Here is a 21,979-nt window from a genome sequence, read left to right as displayed (position 1 = left end):
ATATTTCTTCCAAACAAATCAATCTAATTTTCATCATGGCCCACATTTGCATCTACTATTTGCCTTATTCTCCAGCCCAAAGCGGAGTACCGCTCGAAACTTCTGTTGTTATCTTTCATGAAATTAACAGCTTTTATTGCTCCCACTAAAACAACCATATTCTTTGCTCTAGTTATCCCTGTATAAAGTAAATTTCTGTTCATTAAAAGTGGGGGCCCCATAAACATAGGCATAATTACAACTTCAAACTCACTACCTTGACTTTTATGTATTGTAATAGCATACGCTAAAGCTAGTTCATCTAAATATACACCTTCATATTCTACCCGTTTGTCATCATCAAAAATCACAATAACATTTTCATTATCTTCATCAATATCTTCAACATACCCTACATCACCATTAAAAATGCCCACTCCATCTTCAGCTTTTGCATTAATTTTTTTCCATTTTATAGAGTAATTATTTTTAATTTGCATAACCTTGTCGCCTACCCTAAATATAGTATTCCTATATTCCTTTTCCTTTTTATACTTAGATTTAGGGTTCAATATTTGCTGAAGCTTTCCATTTAGATTTTCTATACCCAATATCCCTTTTCTCATAGGAGAGAGTATTTGAATGTTCTTCATCTTATCCCACTCTTTGTTAAATTTTGGCAATCTGGTATTGATTAAAGCAATTATACTGTCCAAGATTTTCTCCGGCTCATTATTCTCAATAAAATAAAAATCTTTATCCTTTTTATTCAAAATAGGCATCTCGCCATTGTTAATTTTATGAGCATTCACAATAATCATACTTTCTTGTGCTTGCCTAAAAATCTCCTTAAGCTTAACTACTTTAACACATTTACTGTCAATAATATCTCTTAGTACATTACCCGGTCCGACAGATGGCAATTGGTCAACATCACCAACAATTATAAGTCGAGTTCCTACGCTGATAGCTTTTAATAAACTATTCATAAGCATTATGTCTATCATAGATGCTTCATCAATAATTAGCACATCACAATCTAAAGGCGATTCCTCACTTCTAGAGAACTGCGACCCATCATCTCTGCCTACTCCAAGTTCTAATAACCTATGTATGGTTTTGGCTTCGCGACCAGTAGCCTCTGTCATTCTTTTGGCAGCCCTTCCGGTGGGCGCAGCCATATAAACTTTCATTCCTGCTTCTTCAAATACCTCTATAATGCAATTAATTATAGTAGTTTTGCCAGTACCTGGACCTCCCGTTATTATTTCAATACTATTTTCTGCAGCACCACAAATAGCAGTCTTTTGAGACGTTGCGAATTTTATGTTTTTTTCTTCTTCGAAGTCATTAATCTTTTCTTCTATGTCTATTTCTAATTCGTCATACTTTTCTATAGATAAGGTTATAATTTTTTTAGTAATAGCTAATTCACAGTAATAGAACGGCATAGTGAAAACACAGTCTTCTTCATCAATATTTTCGACTTTCAATTTTCCCTGCAATACATTATCATAAACATTTTTTTCAATTTCTTCAGCCGTAACCCCAAGAATATTTTTAGATTCTTTGTATAATTTGTTTAAGGGCATATAAGTATTTCCCATAGCGCAAAATTCATTTACCACATAATTAATTCCACTTTGTATTCTGAAAGGCGACTCTTTGTCAATGCCTAAACTTTGTGCTATCTTATCTGCAATTTTAAATCCTACTCCAGAAATGGTTTCAGTTAACACATAAGGATTATCCTGTACTACCTTTATAGAGTCTCCTCCATATTTTTTATAAATTTTCACACATTGGTTAGGTGTTACTCCATATGTTTGAAGAAATATCATTATATTTTTAACTTCTCGTTGCTTAGAATATGATTCAAAAATTAATTGAATCTTTTTTTGTCCTACACCATCAATCTCTTTTAATTTTTCAATTTCATTATCTAATATATTCATGGTGTTTTCACCAAAGTGCTGTACAATTTTTTTAGCAGTTATTGGTCCAATTCCTTGAATAACTCCTGAAGCTAAATATTTTTCTATACCTTCAAGTGAACTAGGTATTATTTCCTCACATTGTATTATTCTAAATTGCTTGCCAAATTGAGGATGAGTAACCCACTCCCCCGTTAATTTCAGGTTCTGCCCTTCACTTATATATGGCACAATGCCTACCACAGTTATCTGCTTTTTATTATCATTCAAATGAGCAATTATATATCCATTTTCTTCATTATGAAATACTACATCTTCGATTATCCCTTGTATTTCCGGCATAAAATCTCTCCTATTTATAAATTCATATAATAACATTAATAATAATATTATTAGCAATAATATTATTATTAATGTTATTATATCATATGTATTTTACATCTCTTATGTTCAGTATACCCCTATCTTAGGTTTTATCAAAATACTACTTAATAATCACATGCACTAAAAAGGGATAACAATTAATAATTGTTATCCCTTTTTTTATATTATACGTACTTTTTTATTTCATCAACCTTGTTTAGTTTTTCCCATGAAAGATCTAAATCAATTCTTCCAAAATGTCCATAGGCAGCTACTTGTTTATAAACAGGTCTTCTTAGTTCTAATTCTCTTATAATTACAGCTGGCCTTAAATCAAATACTTTTTCAACTATTTGAACTATTTTATCATCGTCAATTTTTCCTGTTCCGAAAGTTTCGACCTCTATAGATACCGGTTTAGCTACACCTATAGCATAAGCTAACTGAATTTCCAATTTATCTGAAACTCCTGCAGCAACTAAATTTTTAGCAACCCATCTTGCAGCATATGCAGCGGATCTATCAACTTTTGTTGCATCCTTTCCTGAGAATGCTCCACCTCCATGTCTTCCATATCCACCATAAGTATCTACTATTATTTTTCTTCCTGTTAAACCAGAGTCTCCTTGCGGTCCTCCAATTACAAATCTGCCTGTAGGATTTATATAATATTTAGTATTTTCATCTAATAATCCACTTGGAACTACAGGTTTTATTACATGCTCTTTTAAATCATTTTCAATTTGATCATGAGTTGCTTCTTCCGCATGTTGAGTTGAAATAACAATAGTATCTATTCTTACTGGCTTATTATCTTCATACTCTACAGTAACTTGAGTCTTTCCGTCCGGTCTTAAGTAATCTAATGTGCCATTTTTTCTTACTTCGCTTAACTTTCTTGCTAATCTGTGAGCCATAGCAATTGGTAGTGGCATGTATTCTGGTGTCTCATTAGTTGCAAATCCAAACATCATGCCTTGATCACCAGCACCTATTGCGTCAACCTTATCAATCTCGCCTGCTTTAGATTCTAATGCCTCATCTACTCCCATAGCTATATCTGTTGATTGTTCATTAATAGACGTAAGTACAGCGCATGTGCTAGCATCAAACCCGTATTTTGCTCTAGTATATCCTATGCCTTCAATGGTATTCCTAACAACCTTAGGAACATCTACATAACAACTAGTTGTTATCTCTCCCATAACTAAAACCATTCCTGTAGTAACCGCTGTTTCACAAGCAACCCTAGCATAAGGATCTTGCTCTAAAATAGCATCAAGTACAGCATCTGAAATTTGGTCACAAATTTTGTCTGGATGTCCTTCTGTAACGGATTCTGATGTAAATAATCTTTTCATTATAATTCTCCCTTCTATTCTCTAAAATTTCCCTATAAAAAAATAAAACCTCTTCCAAATATAAGAAGAGGTGATTTAATCATCTCCCTTATCTTGCAGATTATAACTGCAGGAATTGGCACCATGGTGCATTGCACCGGTTGCCGGGTTTCATAGGGCCTTTTTCCCTCCACCTCTCTTGATAAGAGTTATCAATTATTAAGTTTTAATTATAATACCATATGCATTCTATGGTGTCAACAGAATCTAAACCCTGTAAAAAATAAAAAAAGACATCTATAGATGTCTTTTGGTGGAGGAGGACGGATTCGAACCATCGAAACATTACGTAACAGATTTACAGTCTGCCCCCTTTGGCCACTCGGGAACTCCTCCATATGTGGAGCTGGCAATAGGAATTGAACCTACAACCTGCTGATTACAAGTCAGCTGCTCTACCGTTGAGCCATGCCAGCATGCATTTTATTCTATTTTAAAAAGATTATTATGGTGGGAACAACAGGGTTCGAACCTGTGACCCTCTGCTTGTAAGGCAGATGCTCTCCCAGCTGAGCTATGCTCCCATAATTTATTGTAAGCCATAATTTATTGTAAACCATTATAAATGGTGGAGGAGGACGGATTCGAACCATCGAAACATTACGTAACAGATTTACAGTCTGCCCCCTTTGGCCACTCGGGAACTCCTCCACTTATGGAGCTGGCAATAGGAATTGAACCTACAACCTGCTGATTACAAGTCAGCTGCTCTACCGTTGAGCCATGCCAGCATATTATGTTTTATCATTTTGCCGTTTTACCGTTTTACCGTGTCGACAAGAATTATTATACAACTTTAATTAATTAATTTCAAGTCTATTATCCTTTAATAAACGACTTCTTCTCTCCATAACTATACTATTCGCATATTTGCTTAATATTAAGCATTGATACAACTTACTATTTGCACAAATAATTTATTATATTTTTTATTTGGTTTTCCTTCATATAGTTAATATACTTATATATCATTTTTTAATTAATCATTTTTTTATTCTTTATTATAATAATACACGGGATTTATTCATATAAATTATTCATAGGAAACTAATAATTTTTCCCCAGCGCAATACAAGGAGGTATATTTCTTGAGTAAAGCTAAAACCCATTATAAAGATCCTTTAGCATACTATACACTTTCTAATTTTCTAAAAGACTATATTGACAAAAATACTTTAGTTGTTTGCATAGGTACCGATAGATGTATAGGCGATTGTCTAGGTCCTTTAGTTGGTACACTTTTAAAAAATAGTTCCTTTCCATTACCTGTATATGGCACTATAGATAATCCAATTCATGCCTTAAACATAGATAGTAAATTATCTAAAATAAATGCATTGCACCCAAATTGTACTATAATAGGTGTAGATGCTTGTTTAGGAGACATTTCAAATATTGGAGAACTCCAAGCTAGAAATTATCCAATTCATCCTGGCAAAGGTGTAGGGAAAACCCTTCCTAAGGTAGGCACTCTTTCATTAATAGGTATAGTAGATTCAAGTGATGATAGTGAATTATTTACAAATAGAAACATAAGATTGAGCTTGGTAATGGATATTGCTAATGTTTTAAGCAGATCCCTCTTGCATTCATACTATTTGCACTCCCTTACCAATGAAGAAAATAATTTGAGCCCTGTTTAACATGCTTTAATTAGTTTTAAATAATTATCCACAATTTAAACTTACAAATCTTATATAATATAAAAATAAGCAATACAATTAAACTAATAATTGTATTGCTTATTTTTATAGCTTGCTTATACTTTTTATTCTGTTAAGCATAATTCTCTTCCATTGAATGAATTATCTAACTTATCCATATAATCCAATACTTTACCTGTTCCGAGTGCTACGCATGAAATCGGATCCTCCGCTAGATATACCGGAACTTTAGTAACCTCTTGTATGAGCTTACCTAAGCCTTTTAACAATGCACCTCCACCAGTCATAACTATACCTTTATCAGCTATATCTGCTGAAAGCTCAGGTGGTGTTTTTTCTAATACGGAATGTGCACATCCTGCTATTAAATATACCGCCTCTTTTAAAGCTTCTCTCATTTCTTCTGATGATACTTCTAAATTCTTAGGAAGACCTGTAATTAAATCTCTCCCTCTTATCTCCATGCTTGTCTTTTCTTCTTGTTTATAAGCACAACCTATGTTGATTTTTAAATCCTCTGCAGTCCTCTCACCAATCATTAATTTATGTTTTTTTCTGATATATTTTATAATCTCTTCATCAAACTTATCACCAGCTACTTTAACTGATTCACGTACAACCATGCCTCCTAAAGAAATAACTGCAATATCAGTCGTGCCTCCACCAATGTCAATAACCATATTACCACTTGCTCTAGTAATATCGAGTCCCGCTCCGATTGCCGCTGCTAGTGGTTCTTCTATAAGTTGAACTTTCTTAGCTCCGGCATTTCTACCTGCATCTTCTACCGCTCTTCTTTCTACTTCCGTTGCTTCGCAAGGTACACATATTACAACTTTTGGAGAAGATAACCTTCTTTTCCCACAAGCCTTCTTGATAAAATGATTTAACATTTTTTCAGTTATGTCATAATCCGAAATAACACCGTCCCTCATAGGGCGTATTGCCACAATATTGCCTGGTGTCCTTCCTATCATTTGCCTAGCTTCTTCTCCTACTGCCAATACCTTATTATTATTTCTATCTATGGCAACAACAGAAGGTTCTTTTAATATAACACCTTTTCCTTTGATATATACAAGCACTGTAGATGTACCCAAATCTATTCCCATATCTGTACCCATTCTAAAAAAAAACATTTCAAAACCACTCCTGCTCTTTAGTATATTCAATATTTAAATTACACTAAACTCTATTCTATAAAGCTATAAGAAAACCCTCTTTTAATTTTAAAATTTTTTTATAGTTTTTAGCTTCGAATGTTTTTATCCTTGTGCTTCTTTATATTTCAATTTAGTTGCTCTTCCGCCTCTTATATGCCGCTCAGCTTTATTTATATCCAAAATTGTTTTTGCATCGCTGGCAATTTGAGGATTTATTGTGGGTAATCTTTCCGTCATATCCTTGTGTATAGTACTCTTGCTAACGCCAAACACTTTGGCAGTTCTTCTTATTGTAGATTTTGACTCGATAATGTACTTAGCAACTTCTAGTACTCGATCTTCAATATAGTCTTTCAAGTGTTGCCTCCTTAACCCTTATATATTTATAAATATGCATTATCTTGCTTTTAAATTCCATTCCAATTAGTCATCTTCTAATATATTTTTAAAAAATGGCTAATTGAGATGGTTATTGGTTATTTCTTAGTTTCTGCAGGTTGATATTTCTCATATTTTACATATTTAGCAGGATCAACATTCTTATTACTCTGCAGAACTTCAAAGTGTAAGTGAGATCCATATTCTTCCTTAAATGAATTTAAACTAGTGTTTCCCACTGTACCAATTTGCTGTTTTTTAGTTACTTTATCGCCTTTTTTTACTAATATTTTTTCATCTAGATTAGTACTGTTAGTAATAAATCCATTTTGATGATCTATCTTAACCATCTTACCTTTTTGGCCATTAACGTCAGTACCAACTTCTTTAACTATTCCATCCATAACCGCTACAACTGGCTCCCCTATTTTTGCTTGAATGTCAATACCTAAATTTGTCCTATAGCTTCCATCAGTCTTCCACACTACTGAATCAATATCTTTTGAATATGCCCTTGCGAGTAATCCATTTGCTACGGGATTTTCAAATTTAGCATTAACTGATTTAGATACTGCTGATGCCGCTTTTCCTGTTGTAACCTTTTTGATATCTGGTACCGCTTTAAGCGCTTCAGCCTTAGCTTTCTTTTCTTCTTTTACTTGAAGAGCACCCTCATATTCTTTTTGTTGCGCTTTTATAACATCTCCTGCATTTGCTTGTTGTTTTTGTAATGCTTCTTGCTTGCTTGAAAGCTTCTTATTATTATTTGCTGTTATAGACGCCACTGAAGCTACTATACATAAACAAACAAATAAAATTACATAGAATCCTTCCTTCTTAAAAAAATTTAATGTCTTATTGTTTTCATTCTTATTCATACAAACACCTCCATTTGTATTTTTGTCCATATTTTATTAAAACATACATATTTCCTAAAATTTATTTAAGTTAATCTACATTTTAATAATATTTATATTTTATAGTTTAAAACATATTTTAAATTTTAAATTATTCACCCTTAGTTTTGCTTAAATCATCTTCAAGTTTATTTTTATAAAAAGCAAAGCTGATTATCCATTTTTTATATAGGATAACCAGCTTATGTGTATTTTTTTTCATTTGGATATAACAGTCCCTTGATAATAATGAGTTAATATTTCAATATAGGTTTTCCCATCTTTCGCCATCGCATCCGCACCCCATTGACTCATCCCTACACCATGACCATATCCGCTGCAATCTATTTCTATATTGCTTAAATTAAACTTCATTTCAAAATTCGATGATTTTAAACCGAGCATTGTTCTAAACTTACTGCCTGTCATGGTTATATTCCCTACCTTAATACTCTTAACACTCCCTGCCTCAGTCCTATCAATTACCGTTATTTGTTTCTTAACATTAGTTGAGGTTACCTTAGCATTATTATAGTTTTTATTTATAATTCGACTTAGATCTTTATACTTTAAAATTTTACTACTCTTAAAGCTTCCTGCTCTTTCTTCGCCTGGACTTTCTACACTCCTTAAATAAGGTATGCTATCGCTAAATACCTCTTCGGAATTTTCCGTTTTCCCACTGCTAGTTGCAAAATAATAAGGTTCCATTACTAAGTTGTTGTTATATGTTAAAACTTGTCCTAATGTTCCTTTAACCGCCATTTTAATCTTATTCCAATTTTTTTCACCAGAAGTTCCCCATTCTTTTATACGCTCTTCTTTAGTCCTATAAACTTGACAGTGGACTGTATCGCATAAATCAGCTCCATTACCATTTTTACATGGGGTTCCACCCATTTCTGTGACATGAGCTAAAGCATAAGTCCTAGCCGCCACTGCTTGAGATTTTAAAGCTTCTATTCCAAAATCAGCTGGCATTTCCGCTGCAACAACTCCCGTAACATATTCTTCTAAACTAAGTTCTTTTATATTATTTTCTTTTGACATAAAAACTTTAACTTTAGTGATTTTGGCTAGTGAACCATATTTTATAATATTCTCATTGTCTTCTACCTTAATTGCAGAGTTTTTACCCTTATTTATACTTTTATTATTTCCTACCCCCACTATTAAAACAGAAGTAATAACTATAAATGCAATAAATGCAGTTATTAATAGAAGGATATTTTTTAAATGTACTGTAATAAAAACTCTTCTCATTTTTTTCTCCTCTCGTTATAAAACAACCTTTACCTTATACATATTAAATAACTATAAAAAATATTACTTTTTTCCATTGCCTAAATCCCTGTAAAATAATAGTGCCTACTATTATGCATTTATTAATAGAGATAACGGATAAAAAGATTTAGACCAGTTGTAACCAAAAGGCACCCAAAAATAATATACTAGTCATTGTGCTAGTTTATTATTTTTAGGTGTTTATTATAAAATAATTGGAATATAACACTTATATATTCCAACTATCCAAGTTTAAATTAGGGCCTGTAAATAATTTTGTGTAAACAGAATAAAAAGCACTCTTTCTTGGCAATAATTGAGATAAGCTAATTATCAAAGATTGCAAGGAGGAGTATTTTTATGTCAAACATTTCGAAAGATATTTTAAGGGATTATATCAACGAGCAAAAGTTTACAAGTCCAAATGAGGTTTTAACTGCTATGAAAAGTATGTTTAGAGACGTTCTTCAGGAGACATTAGAAGCAGAAATGGATTCGCAACTTGGATATGATAAATATGATATATCCGAAAAACGAACTCCAAACAGTAGAAATGGTTATTCTAAAAAAACTGTAAAATCTGAGTTGGGAGCAGTAGATCTTAATATACCTCGTGATAGAAATGGTGAATTTGAGCCTAAAATATTGCCTAAGTATCAAAGAAATATAACTGGTATCGAAGATAAAATAATGGCGCTCTATGCAGCTGGAATGACTACAAGGGACATATCAGAGCAAGTGAAAAATCTATATGAGGTTGAGATATCTGCTGAAATGGTTTCGAATATAACAAACAGAATTATGCCTGTAGTTACAGAGTGGCAAAATAGGCCACTTGAAAAAACGTACTCTTTTATTTTTATGGATGCAATTCACTACAAAGTACGTGACGACAAGCATATCATAATCAAGGCAGCCTACGTTGTTTTAGGTGTAAATATGGATGGCGAAAAAGAGGTGCTTGGTATTTGGATAGGAGCAAATGAAAGCAGTAAGTTCTGGCTTTCAGTGCTTAATGACCTTAGAAACAGAGGCCTTAAGAACGTTTTGGTGTTCTGTGTCGATGGCTTAAGTGGCTTCAAGGAAGCAATAGGCGCGGTATATCCTTTTGCAAAGATACAACGATGCATAATTCATCAATTAAGAGCAAGTATGAAATATATACCACATAAAGACAAGGAGGCATTTGCTAAAGATTTGAAAGCCGTTTATGGCTCAGTAAATGAAGATTTTGCACTAGAAAATTCAAATTTTGCTAAAGAAAAATGGGGTAGTAAATATCCAAATGCAATAAAAAGTTGGGAAGATAATTGGGATAATCTCATAACTTTCTTTGTATTTCCAGATTATATTCGTAGAATTATATATACCACAAATGCTATAGAGAGTCTTAACAGTCAATTTAGAAAAGTTACGAAGACAAAGCTTATATTCCCGAACGATGATAGTCTTATGAAGATGCTATATTTGGCAACTGAAAAGGTAAGTAAGAAATGGACTAGAGTATATGCAAATTGGGACCTTGTTATCAGCCAGCTCAATATATTATTTAGTGAGATCCTAAATGAAGGAGCGTAGCTTTGGGACTCCGTCGCCCAAACCCCTAAGGGTTATAGTTAAATTTTCCCGTTAAACAAGCAAAACGGACTACCCAGAGGCAATCCGTTCATGTATGATTCATCAATAACGACTCAAATCACTTTTCAATACTACCCTAACCTAATATTTAGAGAGTATATTAATAACTAGAAATGGAAATAATATACTGAAAAGTAATTACAAAGTAACAACATTTATCAACTATACTAACATTTTTTCATAATTAAATAATTCAATTATTTTGCTTAAAGGAAGAGAATACACAAAATAATTTACACCCTCTTAAATTATAAGTGAACCGCCATATATTTTTATCGCTTATTGAATTTCCCTGTTATTTATGAGAACTCACTCTTTCTATGTCTGCTCCTAGTCCCTTTAATTTCTCCTCAATAGAAACATAGCCTCTATCAATATGATATATATCATTTATTGTAGTTGTGCCCTCTGCTGTAAGTCCTGCAAGTATTAATGCCGCTCCCGCTCTCAAATCTGTAGCTGTAACTTCTGAACATGTAAACCTATCTATACCTTCTATTACGGCACTTCTACCATCTATTTTTATATTTGCTCCCATTCTCTTTAATTCTGTGGCATGCATAAATCTATTCTCAAAAATAGTTTCTGTAATTATACTCGTTCCTTTTACTGTACACAGTAAACTCATCATCTGAGCTTGCATATCTGTAGGGAACCCAGGGTATGGCATAGTTTTTATATCTATTGGGCTTAACTTTTTCCTACCATCAACTATTATGCTATTTTTATTAATTTCTATTCCTACTCCCATCTCTGTAAGTTTTGCTATTATTGGTTTTGAATGAATTTCATCAATACCATTAATTTTAAACAAGCTTTTCGTTATTGCAGCAGTTATCATAAATGTACCCGCCTCTATCCTGTCATATATCGGCTTATAAACAACTTCTTTAAAATCTTTAACGCCTAAAATTCTTATAGTGTCTGTTCCTTCTCCATATATTTTTGCTCCCATAGCCCTTAAGAACTTTGCTAGGTCTACAATTTCTGGTTCTTCTGCTGCATTTCCTATTATTGTTTCTCCCTCGGCTAGCGTTGCTGCCATCATTATATTTTCCGTTGCCCCAACTGACGGATAATCTAAATATATATTGCTGCCTATTAGTTTTTTTGCTTTTGCTTCCACATACCCGTGACCTACTGATACTTCTGCACCTAAAGCTGCTAATCCTTTTAAATGAAGATCGATAGGCCTAGTTCCAATATTGCATCCACCCGGCAGAGAAATTTTGAAGTTTCCAAATCTTCCAAGCATAGGACCCATTATTAAAAAAGATGCTCTCATTTTTCTAACTAATTCATCATTAGCTCCATTATTAAATAAATTAGTAGTATTAATTTTCACCATTTTAGTAATTTTATCTATATTAATATCTGCTTTAAGAGATTTTAATACATCACAAATTACAAATACATCTTCAAGCATAGGAGCATTTTCAATGGTACAACTATTACCGTTTAATATTGTTGCTGCAAGTATAGGAAGAACCGAATTTTTAGATGCACTTATATCCACTTCACCTTCTAATTTTTTCCCACCTTTTATAACTAATTTATTCATTTACTTCCTCCATTATATTGTTATTTTTAATAAGTTGTAATTATTTCAGGTGTACCAATGATAATGTATCTTCCAGATGAATAATTACATACAGCATAATTAAAATCGATTGACTTTTTATTGATTACCAGCTCATCGTATTTTTTAGTATATGCTATAGTACTTAGTCCATTATTTATACTCACAGTCTCAATATTGTAAGTCCCATGGGATTTCAAAACTTTTATTATCCTATTATTAACACCATAAATGTCTTCATTTTTAACACTTGAACTACTCTCTCCCATTTTTGCCTTTAGGTATTGAAAGTATTTGATGTTTTTGCCTCTATAGCCAATACTAGTGCTAACTTTATTTTTAAGAGATACTAGTCCATTTTCGTTACCTATCTTACTTATGTTTATCGTTATATCATTCTCATTTTTGTATTTTAATGCTTCTATATATCCTTCAACATTTTCACCAGAAAACTCTATACAATAAGAATTCTCATTTTCGGAAATGTTTAATTTTATTTTTCTGTTATTAAGTTCTAAAGACTTAACTAAATAGTCACAAAATTGTTTTGGTTCTTCTCCAGTTTTAAAGCATGTTTTCAATCCATACTCCACAGTTTTGCTTTTAGTTTGGAGTAATATTTCATCGAATAAATTAACTACCTCCTGTGCATTTGAGATTTTAACATTAATTTGTAAAATAATTAGACTTAATACTATACACAAAAGTGCGATACTTTTTCTTTTCATTTTAATCCCCCTACCCTTCAATTAAATTCTTGACCATAATTTATTTTTTTATTCTATAAATAATGGTTTTTTAATATTCATGTTATTAATAAAATCATCCCCCAGCACAAGTGTGAAGAGGGCTATTTGATTCATTATATAGGTAGGGTTATTTTAAAAATTGATATTTAGTATATATCCATTCTTTATATTATTAATATATAAAATTTTAGTGGAAATGTGCTAAAAAAAATCAAATGCCATTTTTTAGCAAAAAAAATGAAGATATATTAATATCCTCATTTTATAATCTCTATCCTTTTGTCTTGATTCTTTCAAGCGCTCTTAAAATAGCATTCTCTGTTCTCATAAAACCAATTCCATGCTTATGTCTCAATCTTTCTTCTGCTCTTTCTTTAGCCTGCCTTGCTCTTTCAACATCTATATTCTCTGGCCATTCACAGGCACTACATAACATTTCTACCTCACCTTGAATCACTCTTAAAACTCCCGTTGATGTAAAAGCTTTTAACTTTTTACCACTTACATCTGTAAATGTTGTCACCGTAGGTTTTAATGGAGATATCATAGGAACATGATTGGCAAAAATACCAAATCTGCCATCATCACTCTCCGTGTTCAAACTCAGTATTTCACCACTATAAAACTCCTTTTCCGGAGTAAGTATAGTAAGCTTTATATGATTTTCCATATAAATACACTTCCATTTCTATGCACATATTCTTAAAATACTTTATTAACCAGCCATAGTTTTCGCTTTTTCTACTGCCTCTTCTATAGATCCAACAAACATAAATGCCGCTTCAGGTAAGTCATCATGCTTTCCTTCAATGATTTCTTTAAATCCCCTTACCGTTTCTTTTACTGGTACAAATTTACCTTTCATTCCTGTAAATTGCTCCGCTACAGTAAATGGTTGAGATAAAAACCTTTGAACCTTTCGCGCTCTTAATACTACCATCTTATCCTCTTCAGATAATTCATCTATCCCTAATATTGCAATAATATCTTGAAGTTCTTTATATCTTTCAAGGATACGTCTAACTTTTATTGTAACATCATAGTGTTCCCTACCAACTATTCTAGGATCAAGCATTGTTGAAGTAGATTCTAGTGGGTCTACCGCTGGATAAATGCCCAATTCAACTATCCCTCTAGAAAGCACTGTAGTAGCATCAAGATGACTGAATGTAGTAGCTGGTGCAGGATCAGTTAAATCGTCTGCCGGTACATATACAGCCTGAACAGATGTAATAGATCCTTGTTTTGTAGATGTAATTCTCTCTTGTAATTGTCCCATTTCCGTAGCAAGTGTTGGTTGGTACCCGACCGCACTTGGTATTCTGCCAAGTAGCGCAGACACCTCTGAACCTGCTTGTGTAAATCTAAATATATTATCTATGAATAAAAGTACATCTTGACCATGATCTCTAAAATATTCTGACATGGTAAGCCCTGTTAACGCAACTCTCATTCTAGCTCCAGGTGGTTCATTCATCTGTCCAAAAACTAAAGCCGTTTTAGATATAACTCCTGACTCTTTCATTTCATTATAAAGATCATTACCTTCCCTAGTCCTCTCACCAACTCCGGTAAATACTGAAAGTCCATTATGTTCTTTTGCAATATTATTCATAAGTTCTTGAATAAGAACCGTTTTACCAACTCCTGCCCCACCAAAAAGACCAATTTTACCACCTTTTTGATATGGCGCTATTAAGTCTATTACCTTAATACCTGTTTCAAACATTTCTGGCTCAACAGACTGTTCTGCAAATGTTGGGGCTAACCTGTGAATAGGCATATATTTATCTACTTTAACTTCTCCCATTTCATCCATAGGCTTTCCAAGAACATTAAACAGCCTTCCTAGTACTACATTCCCAACTGGAACTGATATTGGACTACCTGTATCAACTGCCTCAAGACCACGGCTTAATCCCTCTGTGCCTTCCATAGCTATTGCTCTTATAATATCATCACCAATATGCTGTTCAACCTCGGCTACAACCACTCTATCATTCATCTGAATTTCAATACTGTTGTAAATATTGGGAAGACTATCTGAGTCAAACTTTATATCTATAACAGGCCCTATTATTTGAACTACTTTTCCTATATGTCCTGGCATTGTTTTCACTCCCTTTTACCTTTGAGCTTCCGCTCCTCCAACTATTTCTGAAATCTCTTGTGTAATTGCACTTTGTCTAATCCTATTATAACTTAAATTAAGTTTATCAAGTATATCATTGGCGTTGTTAGTAGCCGATCCCATAGACTCCATTCTAGCTCTGTGCTCACTTGCTTTTGAATGCAGCATAGAATTCAGCATTTTACCACTTAAAAATAATGAGGTAATCTCATATATTGCGTTTTCATCTATTGCCTCAATATCTACATACTCTTTACTGCCATTCTCTTCATTATCAGAACCTAGAGGAAGTAACTTTTCAATTATAACTTCATTTTTCAATGCCGAAATTAGCTTTTTATAAACAATGTAAACTTCACCAACATCTCCGCTACTATACATACCAAGTGCACGATTACTAATAGTAGAAGCTTCCTTTTGAGTAGGCACATCTAAAATTTCAACGTATTCAGCCACAGTTTCAATATTAATTTTTTTAAGTAAAGCTCTACCTTTTTGACCTACAATTATTACATTGTAATCTTCTTTATTGCTTTTTATGCTATTAGTTAGTCCATTAACTACTGACCAATTAAATCCACCACAAAGACCTGTATCTGATGTCAATACAACATACAATTTTTTGCTGTTATTATTTCCTCGTGTATAGATACTATCATCTTCATAATTATCTTTAACCTGTTTAACAATTTCCTCAAGCCTATATAGATAATTATTGTTAACATCCACCTTATTTCTTATTTTTTTATATTTAGATGTGGCAACTAATCCCATGGCTCTGGTAATTTTTGTAGTATTTGTTATGGATTTTATTCTTCGCTTAATTGCAATAAGCCCCATACCTGCCATGTTTCACCTCTCTTTAGTCTTGATAATATATTATCAAGACAAATTAATTATCACCTAAAGGCGCTATTAATCATCACCTTTAGGTGCTACACTAACGACTCGCCTCTAAAATGTCGTTAATATTTTTCAACTAAGAACATTTTTTTAAATTCATCTATAGCTTCAATAAGTTGTTGTTTTATTTTATCATCTAGTACCTTATTATCCATTATTGCTTTACCTACTTCTCTATGATGTGTGTCCATATACTCCAAAAACTCACTCTCGAATCTCGTTACTTGATGTACCGGAATATCCATAAGATGGTTATTTGTCCCAGCAAAGAAGATCATAACTTGTTTCTCTACTGACACTGGCATATATTGATCTTGCTTTAATATTTCAATTAATCTTTTCCCTTTTTCTAGTCTCATTTTTGCATCTTTATCAAGATCCGTACCAAATTGAGCAAAAGCTGCAAGCTCCCTATACTGAGCAAGTTCTAACCTTAAAGTTCCAGTAACTTGCTTCATGGCTTTTATTTGAGCATTTCCACCAACTCTTGATACAGATATTCCAGCATTAACTGCCGGTCTTTGCCCTGAATGAAACAATTCAGCTTCAAGAAATATTTGCCCATCCGTTATGGAAATAACGTTAGTTGGTATATATGACGTAACATCGCCTGCAAGAGTCTCTATTATAGGAAGGGCAGTTAATGAACCCCCACCTAATTTTTCTGAAAGCTTTGCTGCTCTTTCGAGTAGTCTTGAATGAATATAAAATATATCTCCTGGATAAGCTTCCCTACCTGGCGGTCTACGAAGTAATAGAGACATAGCTCTATATGCCACCGCATGTTTAGATAAATCATCATATACTATTAACACATTCTTACCATTATGCATAAAGTATTCTCCCATACTACATCCAGCATAGGGTGCCAAATACTGCAATGGTGCCGAATGAGAAGCTGTAGCCGCTACAACTATTGTATAATCTAGTGCTCCCATTTCAGATAGGGTATTAACAATATGTGCAACAGTAGATTGCTTTTGACCAATAGCTACATATATACATATAACATCTTTGCCCTTTTGATTTAAAATAGTATCTATAGTTAAAGCTGTTTTACCTGTTTGCCTATCTCCAATTATAAGTTCTCTTTGACCTCTTCCAATTGGTACCATAGAGTCTATTGCTTTTATTCCAGTTTGAAGTGGTTCTTTAACTGATTGTCTTTCAATAACTTCAGGCGCTTCGACTTCTACTGCTCTTGTCTCCGTAGTCTTAACTGGGCCTTTACCGTCTATTGGTACACCTAGAGCATCTACAACTCTTCCTATTAAAGCCTCACCTACAGGAACTTCTACTACTCTACCAGTTCTTTTTACTATGTCCCCTTCTTTGATGCCCTCTTCTGGTCCTAAAAGTACACATCCTACATTATCCTGTTCTAAATTTAGTGCCATACCAAATATTCCATTAGGAAACTCTAAAAGTTCATTTTCCATGCATTCATCTAACCCATATACTCTGGCAATTCCATCACCTATTTGAATTATTGTTCCTGAGTCAACAGTGTCAATCGTCTTTTCATATCTTTCAATTTCTTTCTTTATTATGGATGTTATTTCTTCTGGTTTTATATTCATAAACTCACCTCCATTCCTATTTAAACATTAATTTTTTCATTTCCTCTAATTTACTTTTTATCGTGCCATCAATAACGTCATCGCCAACCCTTATATACACTCCGCCTATAACGCTTTTATCTAATCTTTCATCAAATATGATTTTTTTATCATACATTTTGTATAATTTCATGCGCAAGTTTTCTCTTTCGGTTTCCTTGAGAGGTATTACTGTTTTAACCACCACCATTAAAGTGTTATTACGCTCTAAGTGGATTTTTTCCATCTGCTTAAGTTTTTCTGCTGTAAACAATATTCTGTCTTTTTCTATAAGAATAAGTAAAAAAGATAAAAGATCTTCATCAATTTTGCCCTTAAAAATCCTAATAAACATCTTCTTTTTTGCAGAAGTACTTATTTGTGGGTATTTAATAACTTTTAGGAACTCAGAGTCATTCTTCATAAGTGAAACTATTTCTCGCAAGTCATTTAAGTATTCTTCAACCTTCCCTTTTTCCTCGGCAACTGTATATAGTGCAAGTGCATATCTTTTATCTAAGTATTCATACATTTTAGCTACCTACCTTAAAAATAAAATCCTCAATCAGTCTTCTGTGTTCTTCTTCACCTATATGCTGTCCAAGAGCTTTTTCAGATAATACTAAAGATAAATCTATGACTTGCTTTTTAATTTCACTTTGCGCCTTTTCTCGCTCTCTATCTATTTCGACTCTTGATCTTTCAATAATAAGCAAAGCTTCTTTTTTTGCATCTTTAATTAATTCTCCAGATATCTTTTCTGCTTTTTGTTTGTATTTTTCAACTATTTCCTTACCCTCTTTTTTTGCTAAGTTTAATTTTTCACCATTTTCTATTTTCAATCTCTTAGCTTCTTCTTTATCATTCCTCGCTTGTTCAAAAGAAGAGTTTAATTCTTGTTTTCTTGTGTCTAAAATCCTATTTACTGGTGTAAATAAATAACGTTTAGCAATAAAAAGTAGTATAAGGAAATTTATCATTGCAGCTATAATATTACCTAAGTCCATCCCTATCTCCATATATATAAAATCTCGGTTTATAAATTTCTTTTACCATTACGAAACCGAAACTTTCACCTACCTTCCCTTTACCTATTTCTTTTTAACCTTTTACACCGAATAAAATTAATAATAACGCTATTAAGAAACCATAGATAGCTGTTGCCTCCGATAGTGCACCACCTATAACTAACACTCTTGTTATTTTATCACTAGCTTCTGGTTGTTTTGCAATACCCTCCACAGCCTTCGCTGTAGCATTTCCTGTTCCTATACCACCACCTATAACCCCAAGTGCTGCTATTCCAGCTCCTATTGCTGACATTCCTGCGACAAATCCTGTTGAAACCATAAAATATTCCTCCTATTCATTTTTATTTTACTCTTCTGAAGTTATTACAATATTAATCATTGTTAACATTACAAAAATAATCATTTGGATAGTACCATCAAATAAATCAAAATACATGTGTAACGGTATCGGTATTCCGAGTTGCGCCACCCAAGTAACGCTATTCAATGCACTATAAACTAATTCCATAATTATAGTTGCCGCAAACATATTTCCAAATAATCTTAGACTTAAAGATACCGGCAACATAATTCTCTCCATTATATTTACTGGAAGTAATAAAGGTAATGGTTTTGCATAGCCAGTAAAATACTGTATAACACCGGATTTCTTAATTGTATAACCCTGTATCACTATAAATGTAATTAAACTCATTCCCAAAGTTACACTATAGTCTGTAGTAGGTGGTTTTATTCCAAGTATACCTACTAAATTCATTGATAAAAGATAAATTCCTAATGTACCAATAAATGGAACAAAAGCCTTAAAATTTTTACCCATGGTCTCTTCTATTGTTTTTTGAACAAATTCTACAAAAATTTCAACTACACTCTGTTTTTTGTCTGGTATTTTTTTTAGATTTCTATTAATAAATGCTATTAGTAATATCAATACCAAAACTATTACCCACTGTGTTATTAAACTAGCTGTAATTTGAAAATTATATCCAAACAAATTCACACTAGGTAGTTGTGCGATCGTTGCCACTTACTCACTTCCCTTCACACTCTTTAATATTAATTCCGTAAAGTACTAGAGAAATCAATTGTGAACTATACCCCAATATAAACGCAATTATAGCAAAATTAGAATAATTAAAAACCATCAAGCCTGTTACGCATACTATAATCACCCTAAATACAAAGCCAAATAAAGTAACAACTCCACATTTGTTTTTTACTTTGCATAATATAAAATTAACAGATATTAAATTAAATAACAAATTAATACTTGCCAATATTAAACCTAATAAAAAAAATACTGCGTATTCTTTATTAATAAAATAAATTACCACAGTCCCAATAAGTGCTATAAAAAAGTTAAAAAAATTAATTTTTTTATACATCTGTGCTGATTTAACATTCACTTTTCTCTTCCTCTCATCATTCGCTAATATTTTTATATTATAGTCTACTAATTTTCATAAACAAAGCCTAGTATTTCTTAATTTTCAAAGCTATATAGCGCTATAAGTCGATTTTATATTAATAATCTTATGTTTCTTCTGTATATCTCTGTTTTAAGATATTTTAAGGCTTAAAGAATAATACATACTTGTTTTATTCAATTAATCTATTTCTTTCAATGTGCTCAATGTACTAAATGTTCGTAATATTCTCACTATCCTTCTCAATATTAGTGGCTTTATTAACTTTTAATAACTTTAAAATATAGATTCTGTTCAGTTAAACATTTACAAAAAATCTATTAATAGATATATCTTCTATTAATTTTTTTTAATTTTTAAAACAATTGCAATATATATATTCTTTTAATTCAAAAATTTTATGCTATTTTACGTATTTCACCTTATAATTATCATCTAACGGTAAAAATATACATTGTATTTAGATATTTTAGTAGGTATAAGCTTTTAAATACCGTATATTATAATAAACGATATATTTAAGTCTACTTCGTTGTTATACATGCATTTGATTTTTTTCACTTCGTAAACTGTTATTTTAAACTTATTCACTTGTAAAAACCGCAAAAAAATAAGTCTAAGAATTTAATTTCTGCCTCCTTAGACTTAGTTTAAAAATTATTTATTAGTACCTTAATTGCATTTCCCATATACCTTTATGTTTTATCTTTATCAAAGTAATTCACTAGTTCATCTACTATTTTAGCAGAAGCATTTCCATCTCCATAAGGATTAATTGAATTACTCATGTGATTATACTCATCTGCATTTCTAAGAAGATTATTAGCATGCAATACAATTTTATCTATATCTGTCCCAACTAGCCTTACAGTGCCAGCATGCTGCGCTTCTACTCTCTCCGTAACTTGCCTAAGAACTAAAACTGGTTTACCTAAATGAGGAGCTTCTTCCTGAATTCCTCCTGAATCGGTCATTACTAGATAACATTTTTTTATTAAATTATGAATTTCTTTTGTATCTATAGGCTGGAGTAAATGTATCCTACTTACGCCTTTTAAAATGCTGTAAACCGTATCTTTCACTACTGGATTAGGATGAACTAGATATAATACTTCGACATTTCGATTTTCTTCAACAACAATTCTCAAAGCATTACATATATTTTCAATTCCAATTCCCCAATTTTCTCTTCTGTGAGCCGTAACCATTATGACTTTTTTGTTTTCATAATCAATTTCATTTAGCTCACAATTTTCAAAAATATACTTCTCTTTAATTGTAAACTTCATAGCATCAATAACTGTATTTCCCGTAACAAAAATAGTACTTCCCTCTATTCCCTCTCTTAATAGGTTTTCTTTAGAGGTCGTTGTAGGTGCAAAATGCAAATCTGCTAAAGCGCCAGTTAACTTCCTATTAATTTCTTCTGGGTAAGGAAAAAATTTATTATGACTTCTTAGCCCTGCTTCTACATGACCAACAGGTATTTTTCTATAAAAAGCTGCCAGAGACGCTGCAAATGTTGTTGTTGTATCTCCATGTACAAGTACTATATCCGGTTGTTCTTTTTCAAAAATCTCCTCTAAACCTTGAAGAACAGAACATGTTATCCCCGTTAAGCTTTGTTTCGCTTTCATTATGTTTAAATCATACTGAGGTACAATATCAAAAATTTCCAAGACTTGATCTAATATTTCTCTGTGCTGCGCTGTGACACATACCGTGCATTGTATTTGAGAATTTTTTTCTAATTCCTTAATAAGAGGTGCCATTTTTATAGCCTCAGGTCTTGTACCAAATATTACTATAACCTTAATATTTTCCACCAGATACCTCCTAATTTTAATTTATAACCACATGTT

At 32.4% G+C, this 21,979-nt stretch carries 20 protein-coding genes, 5 tRNA genes and 1 riboswitch; of the genes, 2 read left to right on the top strand and 23 right to left on the bottom strand.

What is annotated here, in order from left to right; all coding sequences use genetic code 11:
• Positions 1-23: 23 nt before the first annotated feature.
• From recD2 to ACWJKS_RS00970, 7 genes are all read right to left on the bottom strand, one after another.
• A complete protein-coding gene (gene recD2 / locus ACWJKS_RS01000) occupies positions 24-2,255 on the bottom strand; it encodes an SF1B family DNA helicase RecD2 (RefSeq protein WP_462960262.1) in 2,232 nt (743 codons plus the stop codon).
• 206 nt (positions 2,256-2,461) lie between these two features.
• Positions 2,462-3,637 carry a methionine adenosyltransferase gene (gene metK / locus ACWJKS_RS00995; RefSeq protein ID WP_220286871.1) on the bottom strand — a complete coding sequence of 392 codons (1,176 nt, stop codon included), beginning with the start codon at positions 3,635-3,637 and terminating at the stop codon, positions 2,462-2,464.
• Positions 3,638-3,722: 85 nt separating this feature from the next.
• A riboswitch (SAM riboswitch) is annotated at positions 3,723-3,825 on the bottom strand.
• 102 nt (positions 3,826-3,927) lie between these two features.
• Positions 3,928-4,012, bottom strand: a tRNA-Tyr gene (locus tag ACWJKS_RS00990).
• Positions 4,013-4,017: 5 nt separating this feature from the next.
• Positions 4,018-4,092, bottom strand: a tRNA-Thr gene (locus ACWJKS_RS00985).
• A 32-nt stretch (positions 4,093-4,124) separates the two neighbouring features.
• Positions 4,125-4,200 (bottom strand) — tRNA-Val (locus tag ACWJKS_RS00980).
• A gap of 42 nt (positions 4,201-4,242) precedes the next feature.
• Positions 4,243-4,327 (bottom strand) — tRNA-Tyr (locus ACWJKS_RS00975).
• 5 nt (positions 4,328-4,332) lie between these two features.
• Positions 4,333-4,407: transfer RNA gene (locus ACWJKS_RS00970), tRNA-Thr, on the bottom strand.
• A gap of 357 nt (positions 4,408-4,764) precedes the next feature.
• Here ACWJKS_RS00970 and yyaC point away from each other — a divergent pair.
• Complete coding sequence (gene yyaC, locus ACWJKS_RS00965) at positions 4,765-5,319, top strand: spore protease YyaC (protein WP_216303344.1); 555 nt, start codon at positions 4,765-4,767, stop codon at positions 5,317-5,319.
• A gap of 125 nt (positions 5,320-5,444) precedes the next feature.
• Here yyaC and mreB read toward each other — a convergent pair whose 3' ends face one another.
• The 4 genes from mreB to spoIID form a co-directional block, all read right to left on the bottom strand.
• Positions 5,445-6,479 (bottom strand): rod shape-determining protein, encoded by a 1,035-nt coding sequence (gene mreB, locus ACWJKS_RS00960; protein ID WP_216303345.1) that lies wholly within the window; start codon positions 6,477-6,479, stop codon positions 5,445-5,447.
• 126 nt (positions 6,480-6,605) lie between these two features.
• The gene (gene spoIIID, locus ACWJKS_RS00955) at positions 6,606-6,860 is read right to left on the bottom strand and encodes a sporulation transcriptional regulator SpoIIID (protein WP_165413074.1); all 255 of its coding nucleotides are present in this window, start codon (positions 6,858-6,860) and stop codon (positions 6,606-6,608) included.
• 119 nt (positions 6,861-6,979) lie between these two features.
• Positions 6,980-7,759 (bottom strand): M23 family metallopeptidase, encoded by a 780-nt coding sequence (locus ACWJKS_RS00950; protein WP_216303346.1) that lies wholly within the window; start codon positions 7,757-7,759, stop codon positions 6,980-6,982.
• A 237-nt stretch (positions 7,760-7,996) separates the two neighbouring features.
• Positions 7,997-9,040: a stage II sporulation protein D gene (gene spoIID / locus ACWJKS_RS00945; RefSeq protein WP_216303347.1), complete on the bottom strand. Its 1,044-nt coding sequence runs from the start codon at positions 9,038-9,040 to the stop codon at positions 7,997-7,999.
• A gap of 381 nt (positions 9,041-9,421) precedes the next feature.
• On the opposite strand from spoIID, the gene ACWJKS_RS00940 reads away from it, so the two are divergent.
• Positions 9,422-10,639 carry an IS256 family transposase gene (locus ACWJKS_RS00940; RefSeq protein ID WP_462960261.1) on the top strand — a complete coding sequence of 406 codons (1,218 nt, stop codon included), beginning with the start codon at positions 9,422-9,424 and terminating at the stop codon, positions 10,637-10,639.
• 355 nt (positions 10,640-10,994) lie between these two features.
• Here the strand turns inward: ACWJKS_RS00940 and murA are convergent, their stop codons facing one another.
• The 12 genes from murA to wecB all read right to left on the bottom strand — a co-directional run bounded on the left by murA (position 10,995) and on the right by wecB (position 21,943).
• Positions 10,995-12,260, bottom strand: a complete 1,266-nt coding sequence (gene murA, locus ACWJKS_RS00935) for a UDP-N-acetylglucosamine 1-carboxyvinyltransferase (RefSeq protein WP_462960260.1) — start codon at positions 12,258-12,260, stop codon at positions 10,995-10,997.
• Positions 12,261-12,286: 26 nt separating this feature from the next.
• Positions 12,287-13,006 (bottom strand): YwmB family TATA-box binding protein, encoded by a 720-nt coding sequence (locus tag ACWJKS_RS00930; RefSeq protein WP_220286869.1) that lies wholly within the window; start codon positions 13,004-13,006, stop codon positions 12,287-12,289.
• 292 nt (positions 13,007-13,298) lie between these two features.
• Positions 13,299-13,697, bottom strand: a complete 399-nt coding sequence (locus tag ACWJKS_RS00925) for a F0F1 ATP synthase subunit epsilon (RefSeq protein ID WP_462953340.1) — start codon at positions 13,695-13,697, stop codon at positions 13,299-13,301.
• Positions 13,698-13,742: 45 nt separating this feature from the next.
• Positions 13,743-15,137 (bottom strand): F0F1 ATP synthase subunit beta, encoded by a 1,395-nt coding sequence (gene atpD, locus ACWJKS_RS00920; RefSeq protein ID WP_216303395.1) that lies wholly within the window; start codon positions 15,135-15,137, stop codon positions 13,743-13,745.
• 15 nt (positions 15,138-15,152) lie between these two features.
• Positions 15,153-16,007: an ATP synthase F1 subunit gamma gene (atpG, locus tag ACWJKS_RS00915; RefSeq protein WP_216303351.1), complete on the bottom strand. Its 855-nt coding sequence runs from the start codon at positions 16,005-16,007 to the stop codon at positions 15,153-15,155.
• A gap of 116 nt (positions 16,008-16,123) precedes the next feature.
• Complete coding sequence (gene atpA, locus ACWJKS_RS00910) at positions 16,124-17,641, bottom strand: F0F1 ATP synthase subunit alpha (protein WP_165413066.1); 1,518 nt, start codon at positions 17,639-17,641, stop codon at positions 16,124-16,126.
• A gap of 16 nt (positions 17,642-17,657) precedes the next feature.
• Entirely contained in the window at positions 17,658-18,191 is a 534-nt protein-coding gene (locus ACWJKS_RS00905) for a F0F1 ATP synthase subunit delta (RefSeq protein WP_216303352.1), read from the bottom strand.
• A gap of 1 nt (position 18,192) precedes the next feature.
• Positions 18,193-18,666: a F0F1 ATP synthase subunit B gene (locus ACWJKS_RS00900; protein WP_187351425.1), complete on the bottom strand. Its 474-nt coding sequence runs from the start codon at positions 18,664-18,666 to the stop codon at positions 18,193-18,195.
• 94 nt (positions 18,667-18,760) lie between these two features.
• On the bottom strand, positions 18,761-19,009 hold the full coding sequence (atpE, locus tag ACWJKS_RS00895; protein ID WP_165413064.1) for an ATP synthase F0 subunit C: 249 nt from the start codon (positions 19,007-19,009) through the stop codon (positions 18,761-18,763).
• 27 nt (positions 19,010-19,036) lie between these two features.
• The gene (locus ACWJKS_RS00890; protein WP_165413063.1) at positions 19,037-19,717 is read right to left on the bottom strand and encodes a F0F1 ATP synthase subunit A; all 681 of its coding nucleotides are present in this window, start codon (positions 19,715-19,717) and stop codon (positions 19,037-19,039) included.
• Between the two features lie 4 nt (positions 19,718-19,721).
• A complete protein-coding gene (locus ACWJKS_RS00885; protein WP_216303353.1) occupies positions 19,722-20,096 on the bottom strand; it encodes an ATP synthase subunit I in 375 nt (124 codons plus the stop codon).
• A 716-nt stretch (positions 20,097-20,812) separates the two neighbouring features.
• Positions 20,813-21,943 (bottom strand): non-hydrolyzing UDP-N-acetylglucosamine 2-epimerase, encoded by a 1,131-nt coding sequence (gene wecB / locus ACWJKS_RS00880; RefSeq protein ID WP_220286867.1) that lies wholly within the window; start codon positions 21,941-21,943, stop codon positions 20,813-20,815.
• Positions 21,944-21,979 lie beyond the last annotated feature (36 nt).

This window comes from Clostridium sp. CM038, assembly GCF_055081105.1.
Note: the sequence above shows the minus strand (reverse complement) of the source record. Positions and strands in the feature narration are given on the sequence as shown.